The sequence below is a fragment of the Lysobacter sp. 05T417 genome, from assembly GCF_056396405.1.
In genome coordinates, this window is the sequence record NZ_JBFTLK010000001.1 from 669,889 (window position 1) to 689,482 (window position 19,594).

Here is a 19,594-nt window from a genome sequence, read left to right on the forward strand (position 1 = left end):
TGAGAGCCCAAAACTGAGCATTCTGAAGTGCAGGCCAGAAGAATCCAGCAACCCATGGCGCCGTCCCCACGAATCCGGGGATGACGTTTGTTAGTGCAATCCGGTAGACGTCCGGTCTAAGCGCTGATGCGAAGTCCACACACACCCCCCTTGAAATTGCGACTACATGAAGCCCGACCTGGGACCACAAATGACTTCCTAGAGAGTCAGCCGCATCAAGTCAAAAGACCCGCGCCATCCGCTCCAGAACGAGAAACAACGCAGCGACTCGTTACACGATCACTCGTCCCCATTGACCGCAGCCATGTATGATGCACGAAATGAGGAGTTAAGCTTACCTCTCGCCATCAGAATTGAAATCGCATTCTCGTCGCCGCCAGTAGCCTTCGCCGCAAATAGGTCAAGTTGTTTCGGCACATACTGGACCACGTCAAAGTCGCGACACAATAACTCGACTCGATTGCGCTTGAGGTGTTCATAAGCCCTCTCTGCACGAGCAAGATCCGGCCCGTCATAGATCGTAACGTGGGGATTGAACCCATAAACGCTGGTTGGAAAATCGGGCTTATTCCAAACCTTCGAGAGATTCTCGCTCTCTGCTCTGAGAAAAAGGGCTGCGCCGCGTTGAGTGACGAATAGACCCGGATTTCCTATGAAGAAGACATCACCCATGAGGCGTCGCTTGATCGAGGCTATGTCCTCGAGCGTGGCCTTTTCTTCAAACGGCCCCTGAATTGTCAGATGCGGCGGACTGTTGCGACGTGCCCGATCTAGGACTGAAGACAGGAAACCTATGACCCCAACCACCACGGGGTCATTGAAAACGACGAACACAAAGTTGCTCTTGATGCTCATAACAGCAGATATCGCGAGTAGTCATTCAGCTATTGGTGCCTGAAGAACTGCACGAGGAAGCCCGAAACAAAATCTGCCGAAGTACGAACCTTCTCTTTCGTCCCACCCTTTTCAAGGAGGCGCTCAGGGTTCGCGGAGTCCTTAATTCGCAGAAAGGATGAATAATGATCTAGGAATTGACTAAACAGCGACCTTACAAGGTCATCGTCAAGCTTTTCGACCGCGGCAGCCAGCCTTTCAATAGGAGTCAACGAGGCGTGATGAATGAAATCTCTAGCCTCGACTGGACGATCGACCATTAGCAACGCAACTGTCGCAAACACAGTTGTGAGACGACTAAACCTGAGATTCATGTTTCTCTTGCGCCAAGGCTTTGCCGGATCATCCCTGCATTGCTCGTAGTTGAGGCACAACGTTCGCCAGTAGCGAAGCAGATCGTTGATCAGAAACAGGGGCCTAAAATCTTTCTTACCCTTGTTGTCGCGGAAGTAATTGTCGCAAACCTCACCTACCAACTGGTAGTAAAGCTCTTGATTAATCAGGGGCGCACTTTCCAGCAACAGCAGCATTCGAGTCGTGAACGAGTTCTCAGAGTCATCTCTGGGCTTCCCAGTGTTCTGAATCAACTGATCGCTGTCATAGACCTTCATGTAGCGCATCTCGTCTGAGAACGGCGGAAAGCCGAGTTGATCATTGAGATCTGCGATCTTCGAAAGTAGCCGGACCTCACCGAGTCTCCCCAGATTGGCCTGCCTAGCGACAACGAAGATATCGAGATCGGAGTTGCCACCTGCTTCCAAGCGACCAAGCGACCCTGCGGCGAAAATAGTCACATCGGGACTGGCGAGCACTTTCTCGCCGGAGAACGCGCCCCTCAAACGCTCCAGCTGCTCCAACGACGACTGGCGTCGAGCGACCAGATCAGAATGATTCGAAAGAGCCTCATTAGCATTAGGCGCTGCATTGCACATCCCCTCACCCCCCTCCTGGAGTGGGACTGAATATAGCGCCAATGAAAAACGCCCGCTAATGCGGGCGTTCTCGAGGCCCCTTTTCCTCAGGCACTTACATATTCCGCCGATACTCCCCACCGACGTCATACAACGCATGACTGATCTGCCCCAGGCTATGCGTCTTCACCGCCTCCATCAGGCTGGCAAACACATTCCGCCGCTCGCGCGCCGTCGCCTGTAGCGACTTCAACCCCTCAGCCGCATAGCTGTTCCGGTTGCCCTGGTACCCGGCCACGTTCTCGATCTGCTGCCCCTTCTCCCCTTCCGTGCTGCGGATCAGCTCGATCTCGGTGACGATATCGCCGCCGTGATCCTTGGGCAGGAAGGTGTTCACGCCGATCAGCGGCAGTGAACCGTCGTGCTTCTTGTGCTCGTAGTACAGACTCTCTTCCTGGATCTTGCCGCGCTGGTACATGGTGTCCATCGCGCCGAGCACGCCGCCGCGCTCGCTGATTGCCTCGAACTCCTTGTAGACAGCCTCCTCGACGATGTCGGTGAGCTTGTCGACGATGAAGCTGCCCTGCCAGGGGTTCTCGTTGAAGTTGAGGCCAAGTTCCTTGTTGATGATCATCTGGATCGCCACGGCGCGGCGCACGCTTTCCTCGGTCGGCGTGGTGATCGCTTCGTCGTAGGCGTTGGTGTGCAGGCTGTTGCAGTTGTCGAACAGCGCGTACAGCGCCTGCAACGTGGTGCGGATGTCGTTGAACTGGATCTCCTGCGCGTGCAGGGAGCGGCCGCTGGTCTGGATGTGGTACTTCATCATCTGGCTGCGGCTGCTGGCGCCGTAGCGCTCACGCATCGCGCGCGCCCAGATGCGGCGGGCGACTCGGCCGATGACGGTGTACTCCGGGTCCATGCCGTTCGAAAAGAAGAACGACAGGTTCGGCGCGAAGTCGTCGATCTTCATGCCGCGCGCGAGGTAGTACTCGACGATGGTGAAGCCGTTGCTCAGGGTGAAGGCGAGCTGGCTGATTGGGTTCGCGCCGGCCTCGGCGATGTGATAGCCGGAGATCGACACCGAATAGAAGTTGCGAACGCTGCGGTCGACGAAGAACTGCTGGATGTCGCCCATCATGCGCAGGGCGAACTCGGTGCTGAAGATGCAGGTGTTCTGCGCCTGGTCTTCCTTGAGGATGTCGGCCTGCACGGTGCCGCGCACGGTGGCGAGCGTGTGCGCCTTGATCTTCTCGTAGGTCTCCGCATCGACGACCTGGTCGCCGGTCACGCCCAGCAGGCCCAGGCCGAGGCCGTCGTTGGTCTCCGGCAGCATGCCGCTGTAGGTCGGGCGCGACATCCCGTTTCGAAGCCCGCCTTCGAACATCGCCTCGATCTTGTCGTGCGCCTCGTCCCAGCGCGCCTGGTCGGCGCGCAGGTGCTTCTCGACTTGCTGGTCGATGGCGGTGTTCATGAACATCGCCAGGATGATCGGCGCCGGGCCGTTGATCGTCATCGACACCGAGGTGCTGGGCGCGCACAGGTCGAAGCCGGAGTACAGCTTCTTCATGTCGTCGAGCGTGGCGATGTTGACGCCGGAGTTGCCGATCTTGCCGTAGATGTCCGGGCGCACGGCCGGGTCTTCGCCGTACAGCGTGACGCTGTCGAAGGCGGTGGACAGGCGCGCGGCCGGCTGGCCGACCGACAGGTAATGGAAGCGGCGGTTGGTGCGCTCGGGCGTGCCCTCGCCCGCGAACATGCGGATCGGGTCCTCGCCGGTGCGGCGGTACGGGTAGACGCCGCCGGTGTACGGGTAGTAACCCGGCAGGTTTTCCTTCTGCAGGAAGGTCAGCAGCTCGCCCCAGCTCTTGTACGTGGGCGCGGCGATCTTCGGGATCTTCTGGTGGCTCAGCGACTCGCGGTAGTTCTCGACGCGGATGGTCTTGTCGCGGACCTGGTACTCGTTGACCTCGTCGGTGATCGACTTCAGGCGCGCCGGCCAGCCGCGCAACAGCTTGAGGGCGTCGGAGCTGAGCGACTGGATGGCGTCGTTGTAGCGCTGGCGCAGGGTCAGCAGCGTGCGATCTGCGGGCAGCCCTTCGACTTCGCCCTGCGGGCTACGCTCAGGGCGAACGGTATCCGTCAGCAGATCGCCCGAGTCATACAGGTCCAGCGCCTTGGGCAGACTCTCGTCACCCAGGTCATGCAGCGACTGCCAATAGCTCTGCGCACGGTCGGCCACTTCGGCCTGCGTCTCGATCTGCGCATTGATGCCACGGCCCTGCTCGGCGATCTCCGCCAGGTAGCGCACGCGCGCACCCGGGATCAGCACGGTCGCGCGCGGTTCCTTCAGCGACGTGTCGATCTCCGGCGTCCACTTGCCGGCAGGTAGAGAGAGCTTCTCGCGCAGCAGGCGGCACAGGTTGGCGAACATCCAGCTGATGCCGGGGTCGTTGAACTGGCTGGCGATGGTCGGGTAGACCGGGACGTCCTCGTCCTTGGTCTGGAAGGCCACGCGATTGCGCTTCCACTGCTTGCGCACGTCACGCAGCGCGTCCTCGGCGCCGCGCTTGTCGAACTTGTTGAGCACGACGAGTTCGGCGAAGTCGAGCATGTCGATCTTCTCCAGCTGGCTCGGCGCGCCGAAGTCGCTGGTCATCACGTACATCGGGAAGTCGACGAGGTCGACGATCTCCGAATCCGATTGGCCAATGCCGGCCGTCTCCACGATCACCAGGTCGTAGCCCAGGCCCTTGAGGAAGCCGATGCAGTCCTTGAGCACGGTGTTGGTGGCGGCGTGCTGGCGGCGCGTGGCCATCGAACGCATGTACACGCGCTTGGAGCGCAGCGAGTTCATGCGGATGCGGTCGCCGAGCAGCGCGCCACCGGTGCGGCGGCGGGTCGGGTCGACCGAGATAACGGCGATGCGCATCTCGGGGAAGCTGGCGAGAAAGCGGTTGAGCAGTTCGTCGGTCACCGACGACTTGCCGGCGCCGCCGGTGCCGGTGATGCCGATCACCGGCGTCTTGCCGCCGGCCAGCTGCCACTGCTTGCGCAGGTGCGACAGCTGCGATTCGTCTAGCAGGCCTTCCTCGATCGCCGAGAGCATGTGGCCGATGCTGATCTCGTCGTCCTTGTCGGGCGCGTGTTCCGGCGTCTGCGCGCCCTTGCGGGCATCGTTGGCGCGGCGGATCACATCCTCGATCATCGCCACCAGCCCCATGTGCATGCCGTCGTTGGGGTGGTAGATGCGCTCGACGCCGTAGGACTGCAGCTCGCGGATTTCTTCGGGAGTAATCGTGCCGCCACCGCCGCCGAACACGCGGATGTGCGAGGCGCCGCGCTCCTTGAGCATGTCGACCATGTACTTGAAGTACTCGACATGCCCGCCCTGGTAAGACGACAGCGCGATGCCGTCGGCGTCTTCCTGCAGCGCGGCGCGGACCACGTCCTCGACCGAGCGGTTATGGCCCAGGTGGATGACTTCTGCACCCTGCCCCTGGATCAGCCTGCGCATGATGTTGATGGCGGCGTCGTGGCCGTCGAACAGGCTGGCGGCGGTGACGAAGCGCAGCGGGCTGCTCTCGACGGCGGTATCGGGGAGGGGGCTGGCAGGGGTGCTCATGACGCGCTCAATACGGAAACGATCGAATGCGGATTGTAGCGCGTCGGACATTCAGGCTCCGGCACGGACCCTGCCCGCTCGCATCAGCCCGTCATTCCCGCGAAGGCGGGAAGCCGGCGTCGTCGCCCCATGGCCGCCGCCCCAGCCCCACCCCGTCATCCCCATCACCACCTGCGAACCCGACCGCGTTCTGGCTACACTCGAACCCCCAAGCCATCGCCGCCCATGTCAGACGAAACCGCCCTCATCGAGCTCCGCCGCCAGGCCCACCACGGTTCGCCGCAGGCGCTTTACCAGCTGGCGACGGCTCTGGTGCTGCGGCACGAGCTGGAAGAGGCATTCGTGCTGCACCAGCGCGCCGCGGAAGCCGGCCTGGCCAATGCCCAGATCGAATGCGCGCGCATGCTGCTGTACGGCGTCGGCTGCGAGGCCGATGCCCAGATCGCCAGCGCCTGGTTGCTGCGCGCCGAGCATGCCGGCAGCCCGATCGCCAGCTACTTCCTGGCACTGGTCGCCCTCGGCGGCTTCGCCCTGCCGCGCGACGGCCGCATCAACGAGCGCCTGATGCGCGCGGTGCGCGCCAACTATCCGCCGGCACTGCGGGCAGCGGCCATCCATTTCGGCCGCAAGCCTGATCCGGCCGACCAGACCCGCTGCATCCAGATGCTGGAACTGGCCGCCGGCCACGGCGATGCGGTCGCGGCACGACTGCTCGCCGAGCGACTGGCGCGCGGCGAAGGCTGTGCGCGCCAGCCATTTGCAGCGCGCGACATCTGGTCGCAGCTGTCAGCCGTTGGCGTCGGCCCGATGCCCGAGATCGCCGTGCCCGAGTACCGCGCCGAAGGCACCACTTCCGGCGCGATGTCGATGGAGGAAGCGCTGTATCCGGTGACCCTGCGCCGGCAGTCGTTGCGGCCACGGGTGATGACCTGCGACAACCTGCTCAGCGCCGACGAATGCCGCCTGCTGGTGGCCAACGCCGAGTCGCGCCTGCGCCGTTCGCAGACGGTGGACCCCGAGACCGGCCTGCCGCTGCCGATGCAGATCCGCACCAGCAGCGATGCCGCCCTCGACCCGATCCTCGAAGACGTGTCGCTGCGCTGCGTGCAGTTGCGCATGGCCAGCGCCGCCGGCGTTCCGCTGTCGCACGCCGAGCACCTGACGGTGTTGCGCTACGAACCCGGCCAGGAATACCGGCCTCACCGCGACTACCGCCCGCCCGGATCGATCGAGCGCGACTGCCCGCAGGCCGGCAACCGGATGCGCACCATCTGCGTCTATCTGAATGAAGTCGAAGCCGGCGGCGAAACCGAGTTCCCGCTGTCGGGCCTGAAAGTCGCGCCGCGCCCCGGCCGCGCGGTGGTCTTCGACAACCTCCACGCCGACGGCTCGCCCGACGTGGATTCCCTGCACGCCGGCCTTCCGGTGCAGCGCGGCGTGAAGTGGCTGGCCACCCTGTGGCTGCGCCAGGCGCCCTACCGCAATTTCTGAACAGGCATCGCGGGTCACGGGCCGATTTTGCCGGTCCTGTCGCGTACGTATGCGTATCCGTCGATTGCATTAGACTGTCGCGCCTGTGGTGAGGGGTGTTCCCCGGCCACGGAGGCGAATCCTTCTAGATTCAACTACTTACACATCACAGTTGGCGGCTGGCGCGACGCGCGCATCCTGACGCCAGCAGCGGAGCACCCGATGATTTTCGAAACTCTGGACACTTTCGGCCACGAGCAGGTCGTGTTTTGCCACAACAAGGACGCGGGCCTGAAGGCCATCATCGCGATCCACAACACCGTGCTCGGTCCGGCCCTGGGTGGCACCCGCATGTGGCCGTACAAGACCGAGCAGGACGCGCTCAATGACGTGCTGCGCCTGTCGCGCGGCATGACCTACAAGAACGCGGTTGCCGGCCTGAACATCGGCGGCGGCAAGGCCGTGATCATCGGCGACCCGGCTGCCGACAAGTCCGAAGCGCTGTTCCGCGCATTCGGCCAGTTCGTCGAGGCGCTGGGCGGCCGTTACATCACCGCCGAGGACGTCGGCATCGACGTCAACGACATGGAATACGTGTACCGCGAGACCGAGTACGTCACCGGCGTGCACCAGGTCCACGGCGGTTCGGGCGACCCGTCGCCGTTCACCGCCTACGGCACCCTGCAGGGCCTGATGGCGACGCTCAACAAGCGTTTCGGCGATGAGGAAGTCGGCAAGTATTCCTACGCCGTGCAGGGCCTTGGCCATGTCGGCATGGAATTCGTGAAGCTGCTCAAGGAGCGCGGCGCGAAGATCTTCGTCACCGACATCAACAAGGGCCTGGTCGACAAGGCCGTGTCCGAGTACGGCGCCGAAGCCGTTGGCCTGGACGAGATCTACGACGTGCCGGCCGACGTGTACTCGCCGTGCGCCCTGGGTGGCACGGTCAACGAGAACACCCTGCCGCGCCTGAAGATGAAGGTCATCTGCGGCGCCGCCAACAACCAGCTGGCCAACAACGCCATCGGCGACGAAGTGTCCAAGCGCGGCATCCTGTACGCACCGGACTATGCGGTGAATGCCGGCGGCGTGATGAACGTGGCGCTGGAACTCGACGGTTACAACCGCGAGCGCGCCATGCGCATGATGCGCACGATCTATCACAACCTCGCGCGCATCTTCGAGATCGCCGAGCGTGATGCGATCCCGACCTACCGCGCCGCCGACCGCCTGGCCGAAGAGCGCATCAGCGCCATCGGCAAGCTGAAGCTGCCGCTGGGCCGCAGCGCTCCGCGCTTCCAGGGCAGGATCCGCGGCGGGCATTGATTACCTGTCTGCGACAGGCAATCCCCAAAGGTTGCTAGCGCAAACCATGGGCCCCAGCCCTCGCTGCCGATTCCCTGCCGCTGCCGCGGCGCCCCCTTTTTCCAAAGGGGGCTGTTGCTCAGGCAATTGCGCGGATCCGGTGAGATGGCTGGAAAAGGATTGAGAACGCCCGGCCCCGCCGGGCGTTTCTTTTTGTGCCGAGCCCGCTCCCTCGCCGTTTCAGAGCATTCTCAACGCCGTCTTCCCCGGGCCGGGAACAAGCTGACTGCCCCCAATCGCGCAGACGCCACCATGGTCAGGTTCCTGACAATCGCCTCCCTTTCCCTGGCCCTCACGGCCGCCGTCCAGGCCGCCGACAGCAAGCTCGATTACGACCACCAGGAGCAATGGAAGGCTGCCCGCGACACTGCACAGTCGCCGATCGACATCGTCACCGCCGATGCCCTGCCGGCCGGCAAGGACGAACCGGCGGCATTGCAGTTCGACCACTTGCGCGCCCCGGCCGAGGTCGTCGACAACGGCCACGCCGTCGAGGTCGAAACGAATACGACGCAAGCCACCATACGGGGGCGTCACTTCACCCTCGCGCAGTTCCATTTCCATGCCCGCAGCGAGCACACGCTCGATGGCCGTCACTTCCCGCTGGAGGGGCATTTCGTCTTCAAGGCCCAGGACGGGCGCCTGGCCGTCGTCGCCGTGATGTACGACAGCGGCGCGGCCAATGCCCAGGTCCAGGCACTGCTGGATGACCTTTCGCACAAGACCGGGCATCCCGGATCGGATGAAATCGATATCAATGGCCTGCTGCCGGCGAAGCGCGGCTACTACCACTACCTGGGCTCGCTGACCACGCCTCCGCTGACCGAAAACGTCGAGTGGTATGTTTTGCCCGCCCCGGTGACAATGTCGCAACGGCAGATCGACGGTTTCGTCGCGCACTACCGCCACAACAACCGCAATCTCCAGCCGCGCAACGGGCGGCCATTGATCCACTACGAGGGCTGACATGCGCAGTTTTTCACTGGGTGACGATCTCGACGCACTGCGCGATGCAGTCCGCCGCTTTGCCGACGTCGAGATCGCACCGCGCGCCGCCAGCATCGACGAGGACAACTGGTTCCCGCAGGACCTGTGGCCGAAGTTCGGCGAGCTGGGCCTGCTCGGCATGACCGTCCCGGCCGAGTACGGCGGCAGCGAGATGGGCTACCTGGCCCATCTGGTGGCGATGGAGGAGATCTCGCGCGCATCCGGCTCGGTCGGCTTGAGCTATGGCGCGCACTCCAACCTGTGCGTGAGCAACCTCTACGCCAACGGCAACGAAGACCAGCGCCGCAAGTACCTGCCGAAACTGTGCAGCGGTGAATGGAAGGGCGCGCTGGCGATGAGCGAACCTGGCGCCGGCTCCGACGTCGTCGGCTCGATGAGCTGCCGCGCCGAGCGCAAGGGCGATGTCTGGGTCGCCAACGGCAACAAGATGTGGATCACCAACGGCCCCGAGGCCGACGTGCTGATCGTCTACATGCGCACCGCCGGCAAGGATGCAGGCAGCCAGTGCATGACCGCCTTCATCGTCGAAAAGGGCATGAAGGGTTTCTCCACCGCGCAGAAGCTCGACAAGCTCGGCATGCGCGGCTCCAACACCTGCGAGCTGGTGTTCGAGGATTGCGAGATCCCGCACGAGAACGTGCTCGGCGAAGTGCACAAGGGCGTCAAGGTGCTCATGCGCGGGCTCAACACCGAACGTCTGGTGCTCACCGGCGGCCCGATCGGCCTGATGCAGGCCGCGCTCGACATCGCCCTGCCCTACGTGCGCGAGCGCAAGCAGTTCAACGCCGCCATCGGTACGTTCGGCCTGATGCAGGGCAAGATCGCCGACATGTACACCGCGCTGCAGTCGAGCCGCGCGTTCGCCTACCAGGTCGCACGCGACTTCGACGCCGGCCGCAGCAGCCGCGTCGATGCCGCCTCATGCCTGCTGCACGCCTCCGAAGCGGCGGTGCAGGTCGCGCTGGAAGGCATCCAGGCGCTCGGCGGCAACGGCTACATCAACGAGTTCCCGGCCGGCCGCATTCTGCGCGACGCCAAGCTCTACGCGATCGGCGCCGGCACCAACGAGATCCGCCGCATGCTGATCGGCCGCGAGCTGTTCAACGACAAGCACTGAACGACCGGCGCCACGACGGCCGCGCGCACGAGCGCGACCGTCTCTGCACGATCAGAACCCCAGCGACCAGGTCGCCATTGCCTGCGACCAGCTCTGCCCCTGGGTGTAGCGGGTGTCGACATCGAAGGCGATGCGCCCGGCGCGACGCAAGCGCGTGCCGAGGCTGAAGCCGAACCCACCGGCATCCTGGTCGATTGCCTCACCCAGTATCGGCGTCCAGACATCCAGCGCGGTGAAGCGGGCATCGATGTCGCCACCGGAGTGCGACAACAGGTGTTGCCACTCGGCGCGCCCTTCCAGGCTCCAAAGCGACGCACCGTCCCGCCAGTCGTAGGCGAAGCGCGCGCCGAGCAGGCCTTGCCCCAGGGTCATGGTCGATGCCGTCGTACTCAGCCCGAAGCCGGCCGCGCCCTGCTCGCTGAAACCATCGCGATCGAGCTGCAATGTCTGCACGCCGACATACGGCGTGATGCGCGCGCGACCGACCGACAGCGGCAGGCCCGCCTGCAGGCCCAGGTTGGCGTAACGCTGCGCGTAGTCGGCATCGACCCGGAACGCGTCGGCGCCCAGCAGGATGTCGCGCTGCGTCCAGCGCTGCATGCGACCCAGCGCGACGCTGCCCAGCAGATAGCCGCGACCGAGGTCATAGGCGCCGTACAACTGCGCTTCGGCCTGGCGGTTGTGCTCGCGGTCCGAGCGCAGCTCGTGATGCGCGTAGCCCTCGGTCTCCGACAGCGCCATGCCCACGGTCAGGCGCTCGCCGAGACGCCGGTCCTGGCCGAGCATCCAGCCATCGGCATCGATGTCGAACCGCGACATTGCCCGCTGCGCCTGCAGGTCGTTGCTCCACGTGCCCGCCACCGGCGCGGACTGCAACGCGTCCACGCGCGATTCCAGCGCGCGCCGGTTGCCTTCGATCGCCATCAGCGCGAACGCGGTGTCGGCGCCGTGCAGCTCGCCGGAAAGACTCGACAGTGACTGCTCCACCGCGGCCGCAGTGGCCGCACCCTGGATGAGCCCGGCGCCGGCAACGAAATCGGGCGCGGCATCGCCCTGCACCTGCCCGTCATCGATGGCGTCGAACGCGCCCTCCACGCGCTGCGCGCTGGCCACGCTGGTCGGGCTGAAGCCCATGGACTGCGCCGCCGCGGTGACGTCGAGTCGGGTGATGTCGAGCCAGACCTGCTGCGTGTCGTAACCCAGTGTCGCGGTCAGCAACACGTTGGGTTGCGCGGTCAGGCTGTCGAACTGGCCATTGATCGCGCCGGCATTGAGGAACACCTCGCGGTTGCTGCGGACGTACCCCGACAACACACCGAGCACGTTGACGTTGCCGGCGAGGCTGGCGGTGCCGCCGACACTGAGCCGGGCGCCGACCATCAACGCGAGGTGGGCGGCGCTGCTTTGCTGGTAGTTCCCGGTGATCGCCGATGAGCCCGAGTCCATCAACAATGTGCCCTGGTTGACCACGCTGTTGCCGACGCTGGCGCCGCCGGACGTCGTGCCGCTGCCGATCGCCAATGTGCCGGCTGCACTCACCGTCACCGGCGAGACGATGCCACTGCCAATGCGTAACCGGCCGCCCTGGACGACGGTGGCGCCGGTGTAGCTGCCCGAACCGTTCAACACCAGCTCGCCTGTGCCCTGCTTGACCAGCCCACCGCTGCCGGAGATCGCATTCGACCAGGTCGAGGCGGTACCGTCGAAAGCGACCGTGACAGTGCCCCAGTTCAACTGTGCCGGTCCACCGAGCGCCTTGCCGACATCGAGCAGACCGTAGCCGAACGTCGCATCCACCCCGGCCGTGCCCAGGTCCCTGGCGGTGCCGAGCAGGGTCTGCCGTACCAGGTCATTGTTGAAATACGGGAACTTCTGCCACACCAGCGCCGCGGCGCCCGACACCTGCGGCGCCGCCAGCGACGTGCCCTTCCAGCTCCAGTAGGTCGGGTTGGTCGGAGTGTCCTTGCTGCCGGTCACCACCACCGTACCCGGCGCGGCAAGGCAATAGTTCATGGCCACGCCGCAGGCATTGGCGTACACCGCGCCGTTGCTGCCGATATCGAGCTGCTGCACGTTGTCGGGGTTGATCGCCGTGACCGCCAGCCAGCCGACTTCCAGATCGGCCGCCGTCATGACGCCGCCGGTCCCGAGCTGGCTCGGCAACGAGGCGATGCTCGATGGGTTCGCACTGGCTTCGTTGCCGGTGGCAAACACCACCAGGCCACCATTGCCGTGGACGAAGGGACGGTACTCGTCGGCGATCTGGGACGTGGCGACGGGGTTGGTCCAGTACACGCCGCCCCAGGAGTTGTTCATCACCCGCACGCCGCGGTTGATGAGGTCCTGGTGGATCGATTTCAGGCCGAGCGCGCCGCTGACCTGGCTGCCCTGGCCAGAACCGTCGTCGGCCGGCTCCTTGTCTTCGATGATGCGCGCCGAGACGATTTCCGCGCCCGGAGCAATGCCGCCGGGCCAGGCGCCGAACGCACTGCCCGCCATGATCTGCGACACCGCGGTGCCGTGTTCGACGACGTCATCGACCAGCAGGTTGTTGGGCGGCGACGTCACGTAGGTCAGGTTGGCCACCACGCGCGGCGACAGCGCCGGATGGCTGCGCACCACGCCGCTGTCGACCACGCCGATGCGCACGCCGGCACCGGTGATGCCGCTGCTGCGGCTCGCCAGCGCGTCGGTCACCGACAGGTGCTTGGAGAAGTCGGGGTTGGCCGCGAACACCACCGGAGGAGTTGGCGGCGGCGGCGGTGTCGGCGCGGTTGGCGTGGCCGGCGGCGGTGTCGAGCGGACGTTGCCGCCGCCCCCGCCCCCGCCACCACCGCAGCCGATCAGGGCCAGGGCCGCGGTACACAGCAGCGCGTGGCACAGCGCGGTGACAAGTCCCTTTTCGCGATAGTGCATGTCGGCTTCGGCCTCGGAGGTGGCGCGTCGCTCCCCAGCGAAATCGGCGCATCCTGAAGGCCCGTTTTAATCCAACGTGTGGCCGGCCACAATCGGACCTGTCCGAAAAATGCGGTTGGCTTCAAACCGGCCGACCGACCCCCCAGGGGCGCCGGCCGCCGCCACCCGGCTTAACAGGCGCACCCATCGGGCAGTTTGCGGCGGTGCAGCACGCCGCCGCATAATCCGGGGGTTCCAGCCGCCGCGCTGGCCTGATTTGTCCCGGAGTTCCCCATGACTGACGTCGTCATCGTTGGTGCCAAGCGCACCGCCATCGGTTCCTTCCTCGGCCAGTTCACCGGCGTGGCCACCCCCGTGCTGGGCACGGCCGCCATCACCGGCGCGCTCGAGCATGCCGGCGTCGCCGCCGACCAGGTCGACGAAGTAATCATGGGTTGCGTGCTGCCCGCCGGCCTGGGTCAGGCACCGGCACGCCAGGCCGCGCTCGCCGCGGGCCTGCCGACCTCGGCCGGCGCGACCACGATCAACAAGGTCTGCGGCTCGGGCATGAAGGCGATCATGCTGGCCACCGACCTGATCAAGGCCGGCTCGGCAAGTGTCGTCGTTGCCGGCGGCATGGAGTCGATGACCAACGCCCCGCACCTGCTCAACAACTCGCGCACCGGCATCCGCTACGGCAGCGCAGAGTTCCTCGACCACATGGCCTGCGACGGCCTGACCAGCCCGTACGACGGCAAGGCCATGGGCGTGTTCGGCGACATGGCCTGCGAGAAGTACGGCTTCGACCGCGAATCGCTCGACGCCTTCTCGACCGAAAGCGCACGCCGCGCCCAGGCCGCCGTGGCCGGTGGCGCTTTCAAGGACGAAATCGTTCCGGTGACCGTCAAGGGCCGCAAGGGCGAGGTCGTGATCGACGGCGACGAAGAGCCGGGCAAGATCGACCTGGCGAAGATCCCGACCCTGCGCGCAGCCTTCGGCAAGGAAGGCGTCCTGACCGCCGCATCGTCGTCGAAGATTTCCGACGGCGCCGCCGCAACGGTGCTGATGAGCGCCGAGGAAGCCGGCAAGCGCGGCCTCAAGCCGCTGGCCCGGATCGTCGCCCATGCCGGCCATGCCCAAGCGCCGGAGTGGTTCACCACCGCACCGGTGAAAGCGATTTCAAACGTGCTGGCCAAGGCCGGCTGGGACGTCGCCGACGTCGATCTTTTCGAGGTCAATGAGGCATTTGCCTGCGTGGCGATGGCGCCGATGAAGGACCTGGGCATCCCCCACGAAAAGCTGAACGTCAACGGTGGCGCGGTTGCGCTGGGGCACCCGATCGGTGCCAGCGGCGCCCGCCTGGTCGTGACCCTGGTGCATGCGCTGCGTTCACGCGGCGTCAAGCGCGGCGTCGCTTCCCTGTGCATTGGCGGTGGCGAAGCCACGGCTATTGCTGTAGAAGTGCTATAAGACGTTAAAAACGTATTACTTAAAAAAAACCGGACAAGCCGCTTGACACGCGTCACCGGCTTGTCATCATGTTATAGACGCGCAATTGCGCGTTGCCTAACTAAACGACGAGGATATAAACCATGACTTTCAACAAGGCGCTGCTCGCCCTGGCTATGGGCCTGGCCCTGGCTGCTTGCTCGAACCAGAAGCAGGCTGACGAAGCTGCCACGGACGCCGCCGCTGCTTCGACCGAAGCCGCTGCTGCTGCCGACACCGCTGCTGCCACCGGCGACGCCGCTGCTGCTGACGCTGCCCAGGCCGCTGCTGACACCGCTGCTCAGGCTGCTGACGCCGCCGCTGCTTCGGCCGACGCTACCGCCGCTGCAACCGCTCCGGCCGCTGCCGACGCTGCTGCTGACGCCGCTGGCCAGGCTGCTGACGCCGCCACCCAGGCTGCTGACGCTGCCGGCCAGGCTGCTGACGCTGCCAAGGAAGAAGTGAAGAAGTAATCACTTCGGGCAGGCAACTGCCCGAGTGTCTACTCTCACAGGAAGAGCCGCCGGGATTCCCGGCGGCTTTTTCCGTAGAGAGACCCTCGAACGAATGGTTCGCGACAGGGTCTAAGCAAGTGGATTGAAAACGACATTACGAAGCAAGACGAAGCGAAGACGAAGCAAGCTCCAAAGCGGTCAGTGAACGATCGGACTGGCCTGGCCGGATCGCTGTGAGCGCCGGCGTTGCCTGATCTGGTTGATAGCGACTTTTCTACCTGGCAGTTCTCAGACAACCTCTCGGAGAGACTCATGAACACCAAGCTCTATGTAGCCCTGGCCGCCGCCGTTCTGGCCCTGTCGGCCTGCCAGAAGACCGAAACCGCGCAAACCGAAGCCGCCGAAGCCGCCAACGCTGCCGCCGACAAGGCCAGCGACGCCGCCTCCAACGCCGCTGACGCCGCGTCCACCGCCGCCAACGAAAGCGCCGAAGCCGCCGCTGCCGCCACCGATGCCGCCGCCGCACAGGCCGGTGCCGCCATGGACAAGGCTGCCGACTCCACCGCTGCCGCTGCCTCCAACGCCGCTGCCGGCGCCGCCGCTGCAACCTCCGACGCCGCCCAGGCCACGGCCGATGCAGCGCAGAAGGTGGCCGACAAGGCCGACAAGGCCGCGGAAGAAGCGAAGAAGAAGTAACCCTGGAATTACTTGCGGAGCTTTCCGCATCGATTGTCGAAAGGCCCGCGCAAGCGGGCCTTTCTTTTTGCCTCGACACCGGCAGGTTCGATGCCGACCATGCGATTGGCCCCACACCGGCCTTTGTGGTCTCATGCCGCATCCTTCGCACCCATTGCATCGATGCCCGCCCTGACTTCCAACATCGATCCGCGCTCGCAGGACTTCCTCGACAACGTCGCCTATCACCGCGCCCTGGTCGACGAGCTCGATGCCCGCCTCGCCCGCGCGGCCGAAGGCGGTGGCGACAAGGCCCGGGCCCGCCACACCGAACGCGGCAAGCTGCTTGCGCGCGATCGCGTCACCGCCCTGCTCGACCCGGGGTCACCCTTCCTCGAGATCGCCCCGCTCGCCGCCGAAGGCATGTACGAAGGCGCGGCACCGGCCGCAGGCATGGTCTGCGGCATCGGCCGGGTGATGGGACAGGAAGTGGTGATCGTCGCCAACGACGCCACGGTCAAGGGCGGCACCTACTTCCCGATGACGGTGAAGAAGCACCTGCGTGCGCAGGAAATCGCGCGCGAGAACCACCTGCCCTGCGTCTACCTCGTCGACTCCGGTGGCGCGTTCCTGCCGCTGCAGGACGAGGTGTTTCCGGACAAGGAACATTTCGGCCGCATCTTCTACAACCAGGCGCGGCTGAGCGCGGAGAACATCCCGCAGGTCGCCGTGGTGATGGGCTCATGCACGGCCGGCGGCGCCTACGTGCCGGCGATGTGCGACGAGTCGATCATCGTGCGCGAACAGGGCACGATCTTCCTCGGCGGCCCGCCGCTGGTGAAGGCCGCGACCGGCGAGATCGTCGATGCCGAAGCGCTCGGCGGCGCCGACGTGCACACCAGTGTTTCCGGCGTGGCCGACCACCTGGCCGAGGACGACCGCCACGCGCTGCAGATCGCGCGCGACATCGTCGCCACGTTCAACCGGCGCAAGACATTGCCCGTCGCGGTGCAGGCCGCGCGCGAGCCGCTGTATCCGTCCAGCGAGCTGTACGGCATCGTGCCCAAGGACACGCGCCGCCCGTTCGACATCCGCGAGGTGATCGCCCGCGTCGTCGACGGCAGCGACTTCCAGGAATTCAAGGCGCGCTACGGCAAGACCCTCGTCACCGGTTTCGCGCACCTGCACGGTTACCCGGTCGGCATCGTCGCCAACAACGGCATCCTGTTCGCCGAGAGCGCACTCAAGGGCGCGCACTTCATCGAACTGTGCAACCAGCGCGGCATCCCGCTGGTGTTCCTGCAGAACATCACCGGCTTCATGGTCGGTCGCAAGTACGAGAACGCCGGCATCGCCAAGGACGGGGCGAAGATGGTGACCGCGGTCGCCTGTTCGCACGTACCCAAGTTCACCGTCGTGATCGGCGGCAGTTTCGGCGCCGGCAACTACGCCATGTGCGGCCGCTCCTACGGCGCGCGCTTCCTGTGGATGTGGCCGAACGCGCGCATCTCGGTGATGGGCGGCGAGCAGGCAGCCAGCGTGCTGGCAACGGTCAGGCGCGATGGCATCGAAGCCGCCGGCAAGATCTGGACGGCGGACGAGGAAGAAGCCTTCAAGGCGCCGATCCGCGACCAGTACGAAAGCCAGGGCAATCCCTACTACGCCACGGCCCGGCTCTGGGACGACGGCATCATTGATCCGGCCGACACCCGTCGCGTGCTCGGCCTGGGCCTGTCGGCGAGCCTCAATGCACCGATTGAGGAGCGCACGCGCTTCGGCGTGTTCCGCATGTAAGGCGTTTGCGCTGCATTGCCGCGCAGGCCAATTCAGACAGGTGATCCTCAGATAAACGGTTGGCACACCGTGATGATTGGGTGAGGCGCGTCACACCGATGATGGGGGACGGCCAGTAGCCTCGACTGGTTGCACTTCAATCCTTCATTACGTTCCGCCCAACATCAGGAAGTCCGTGCCATGGCGATATTCAATTCCCCCCCGTCGTCCACCCCCAAGCGCGAGAACCTGCCGCCGAACCAGCCGGGTCAACCGGAATCCGCACTTGGCAAAGAGCCGGACGTGCGCAATGAAATCTCGTTCGGGTCCACCCCCGCTCCCAAGCCCGCTGCCGCACCGGCGCCGCGCCCGGCCGAGCGCGAGGGCAAGGAATCGCTGATCGCGGCCGATCTGTCGATCGAAGGCAAGATCCAGGGCGCGGGCCACATCCGCATCGCCGGCCGCTTCAAGGGTGACGTGCAGGTCGAAGGCGACCTCACGGTCGAAGTCGGCGCAAAGGTCACCGGCGGCGTGCGTGCGCGCAAGGTCGTCATCGCAGGTGAGCTCGAAGGCAACATCGAATCGGCTACGCGCGTCGAGCTGCTCGAAGGTGGCGTGGTCGTCGGCGACGTCAAGGCCGGCACGGTCACAGTCGCGGCTGGTGCGCGCATGCGTGGCCAGGTCGAGTTCGGCTGGGACGAGAAGGAACTGGCCAAGGCCAACGGCAAGTCCGACAAGGCTGACAAGGCCGACTTCAACAAGGCGGAGGCGAGCACCGCCGCATGAGTGCTGTTCGCCCCGGTACACCCGGCGCGACGCGCATCTGCCCGCACTGCAAGACGAAGATCCTGGACAGCGCCACGGTCTGTCCATCGTGCCGGCACCACCTGCGCTTCGACCCCGATGCAGTGGAGTCCGCCAAACAGCGGTCGGTGCCACTGCGCGTGGAAGGAACGATCAAGCCACCGCCCGGCGACAACGCGCTGGAATACTCGGTGGTGCTGACCATCCGCAATGACGAGGGCGTCGAGATCGATCGCCAGGTCATGGGGGTTGGCGCGCTCTTCGCTGGCGAAGAGCGCTCCTTCACCCTGGAAGTCGAAGCGGTGGAGATCAAGGGCTATCGAGCCGGACGTGGTCGCGGCCGCCACTGAGGCGGCTGCGTTCCCTCATTCGTCGTTCCGGCGAACGCCGGAAACCATCTTGCCTGGCCGCGTCTTGTCACGCTGTGGCGCCGACGCCCCACTGTCTGCGGACGCGCGCCGGCCGCTCGGCTGTGACTGTCACGCGTTGTTGCCTGCGGACGGGCGCCGCCCACCACGCGGGGGTTTGCCCCGCCCCTGGGTTCCCGCCTTCGCGGGAATGACGGCGAGCCCCTCTCCCGGATGCGGAAGAGGGGTTGGGGTGAGGGCAAACGAAGACCATGAAACGAACTGCCGGAGCGGCGTTCACCGCGCCGGGGATTGCGTAGCAGCGGGACATGGATGTCCCGCGCCCGGCATAAAGACAGGATGTCGTCTGCCGGGCGGAGCAATCCCCGGCGTGGTGGACGGCGCCTCGCCGAAGGCTGCTGCCGCGTTGAACGGCCACAAGCAAGATGGATCCCGGCGTTCGCCGGGATGACGACGACGGGACGACGGGACGACGGCGAGACGAGACAGTCGTCAGTGCTTGCGCGGCGGCGTCGGCCCGCAGTTGTCGCAGCCACCGCAGCTGGCATCGCCCAGGCTCGCCGGAGGCGCAACGCGACGACCCAGCGCGCGCATCCACGCCGGGCGCCCATCGCGCACCATCGGCAGCGCCAGCGCGACGCGCATGCGGCGCACCGCATCGGGGAACTGCCGGCGCGCGACGAACCCTGCACTGACCAGCACCGCCACCGCGATCACCAGATACTGCGCGAGCAGGCCAGCATCCATGA

General features: G+C 65.4%; 15 protein-coding genes. 10 read left to right on the forward strand and 5 right to left on the reverse strand.

The window, feature by feature from the left end; all coding sequences use genetic code 11:
- Nucleotides 1-279 precede the first annotated feature (279 nt).
- The 3 genes from AC1DER_RS03030 to AC1DER_RS03040 form a co-directional block, all read right to left on the reverse strand.
- Nucleotides 280-855: a 2'-5' RNA ligase family protein gene (locus tag AC1DER_RS03030; protein WP_477244013.1), complete on the reverse strand. Its 576-nt coding sequence runs from the start codon at nucleotides 853-855 to the stop codon at nucleotides 280-282.
- A gap of 29 nt (nucleotides 856-884) precedes the next feature.
- The gene (locus tag AC1DER_RS03035) at nucleotides 885-1,826 is read right to left on the reverse strand and encodes a hypothetical protein (protein ID WP_477357646.1); all 942 of its coding nucleotides are present in this window, start codon (nucleotides 1,824-1,826) and stop codon (nucleotides 885-887) included.
- A gap of 94 nt (nucleotides 1,827-1,920) precedes the next feature.
- The gene (locus tag AC1DER_RS03040) at nucleotides 1,921-5,427 is read right to left on the reverse strand and encodes a methylmalonyl-CoA mutase family protein (RefSeq protein WP_477244009.1); all 3,507 of its coding nucleotides are present in this window, start codon (nucleotides 5,425-5,427) and stop codon (nucleotides 1,921-1,923) included.
- 225 nt (nucleotides 5,428-5,652) lie between these two features.
- On the opposite strand from AC1DER_RS03040, the gene AC1DER_RS03045 reads away from it, so the two are divergent.
- From AC1DER_RS03045 to AC1DER_RS03060, 4 genes are all read left to right on the forward strand, one after another.
- Entirely contained in the window at nucleotides 5,653-6,918 is a 1,266-nt protein-coding gene (locus AC1DER_RS03045) for a 2OG-Fe(II) oxygenase (RefSeq protein WP_441815986.1), read from the forward strand.
- A 201-nt stretch (nucleotides 6,919-7,119) separates the two neighbouring features.
- The gene (locus tag AC1DER_RS03050; protein WP_441815985.1) at nucleotides 7,120-8,223 is read left to right on the forward strand and encodes a Glu/Leu/Phe/Val dehydrogenase dimerization domain-containing protein; all 1,104 of its coding nucleotides are present in this window, start codon (nucleotides 7,120-7,122) and stop codon (nucleotides 8,221-8,223) included.
- Between the two features lie 114 nt (nucleotides 8,224-8,337).
- Nucleotides 8,338-9,228: a carbonic anhydrase gene (locus AC1DER_RS03055; protein ID WP_477244006.1), complete on the forward strand. Its 891-nt coding sequence runs from the start codon at nucleotides 8,338-8,340 to the stop codon at nucleotides 9,226-9,228.
- A gap of 1 nt (nucleotide 9,229) precedes the next feature.
- Nucleotides 9,230-10,387, forward strand: coding sequence for an isovaleryl-CoA dehydrogenase (locus AC1DER_RS03060; RefSeq protein WP_441815983.1), 1,158 nt, complete (start codon nucleotides 9,230-9,232; stop codon nucleotides 10,385-10,387).
- A gap of 51 nt (nucleotides 10,388-10,438) precedes the next feature.
- On the opposite strand, the gene AC1DER_RS03065 is transcribed toward AC1DER_RS03060, so the two are convergent.
- Complete coding sequence (locus tag AC1DER_RS03065; RefSeq protein WP_477244004.1) at nucleotides 10,439-13,303, reverse strand: S8 family serine peptidase; 2,865 nt, start codon at nucleotides 13,301-13,303, stop codon at nucleotides 10,439-10,441.
- 273 nt (nucleotides 13,304-13,576) lie between these two features.
- Here AC1DER_RS03065 and AC1DER_RS03070 point away from each other — a divergent pair, with 273 nt between their 5' ends.
- From AC1DER_RS03070 to AC1DER_RS03095, 6 genes are all read left to right on the forward strand, one after another.
- Nucleotides 13,577-14,752, forward strand: coding sequence for a thiolase family protein (locus AC1DER_RS03070; RefSeq protein ID WP_477244002.1), 1,176 nt, complete (start codon nucleotides 13,577-13,579; stop codon nucleotides 14,750-14,752).
- Between the two features lie 122 nt (nucleotides 14,753-14,874).
- Complete coding sequence (locus AC1DER_RS03075) at nucleotides 14,875-15,243, forward strand: hypothetical protein (protein WP_441815980.1); 369 nt, start codon at nucleotides 14,875-14,877, stop codon at nucleotides 15,241-15,243.
- Nucleotides 15,244-15,537: 294 nt separating this feature from the next.
- The gene (locus tag AC1DER_RS03080; protein WP_441815979.1) at nucleotides 15,538-15,921 is read left to right on the forward strand and encodes a hypothetical protein; all 384 of its coding nucleotides are present in this window, start codon (nucleotides 15,538-15,540) and stop codon (nucleotides 15,919-15,921) included.
- 162 nt (nucleotides 15,922-16,083) lie between these two features.
- Complete coding sequence (locus AC1DER_RS03085; RefSeq protein WP_441815978.1) at nucleotides 16,084-17,694, forward strand: carboxyl transferase domain-containing protein; 1,611 nt, start codon at nucleotides 16,084-16,086, stop codon at nucleotides 17,692-17,694.
- Nucleotides 17,695-17,874: 180 nt separating this feature from the next.
- Nucleotides 17,875-18,459, forward strand: coding sequence for a bactofilin family protein (locus AC1DER_RS03090; protein ID WP_441815977.1), 585 nt, complete (start codon nucleotides 17,875-17,877; stop codon nucleotides 18,457-18,459).
- The gene (locus tag AC1DER_RS03095) at nucleotides 18,456-18,827 is read left to right on the forward strand and encodes an FYVE zinc finger domain-containing protein (RefSeq protein WP_441815976.1); all 372 of its coding nucleotides are present in this window, start codon (nucleotides 18,456-18,458) and stop codon (nucleotides 18,825-18,827) included. The genes AC1DER_RS03090 and AC1DER_RS03095 overlap by 4 nt, the downstream gene beginning before the upstream one ends.
- A 510-nt stretch (nucleotides 18,828-19,337) precedes the next feature.
- Here AC1DER_RS03095 and AC1DER_RS03100 read toward each other — a convergent pair.
- Complete coding sequence (locus tag AC1DER_RS03100; protein WP_477248556.1) at nucleotides 19,338-19,592, reverse strand: DUF6587 family protein; 255 nt, start codon at nucleotides 19,590-19,592, stop codon at nucleotides 19,338-19,340.
- Nucleotides 19,593-19,594: the final 2 nt, after the last annotated feature.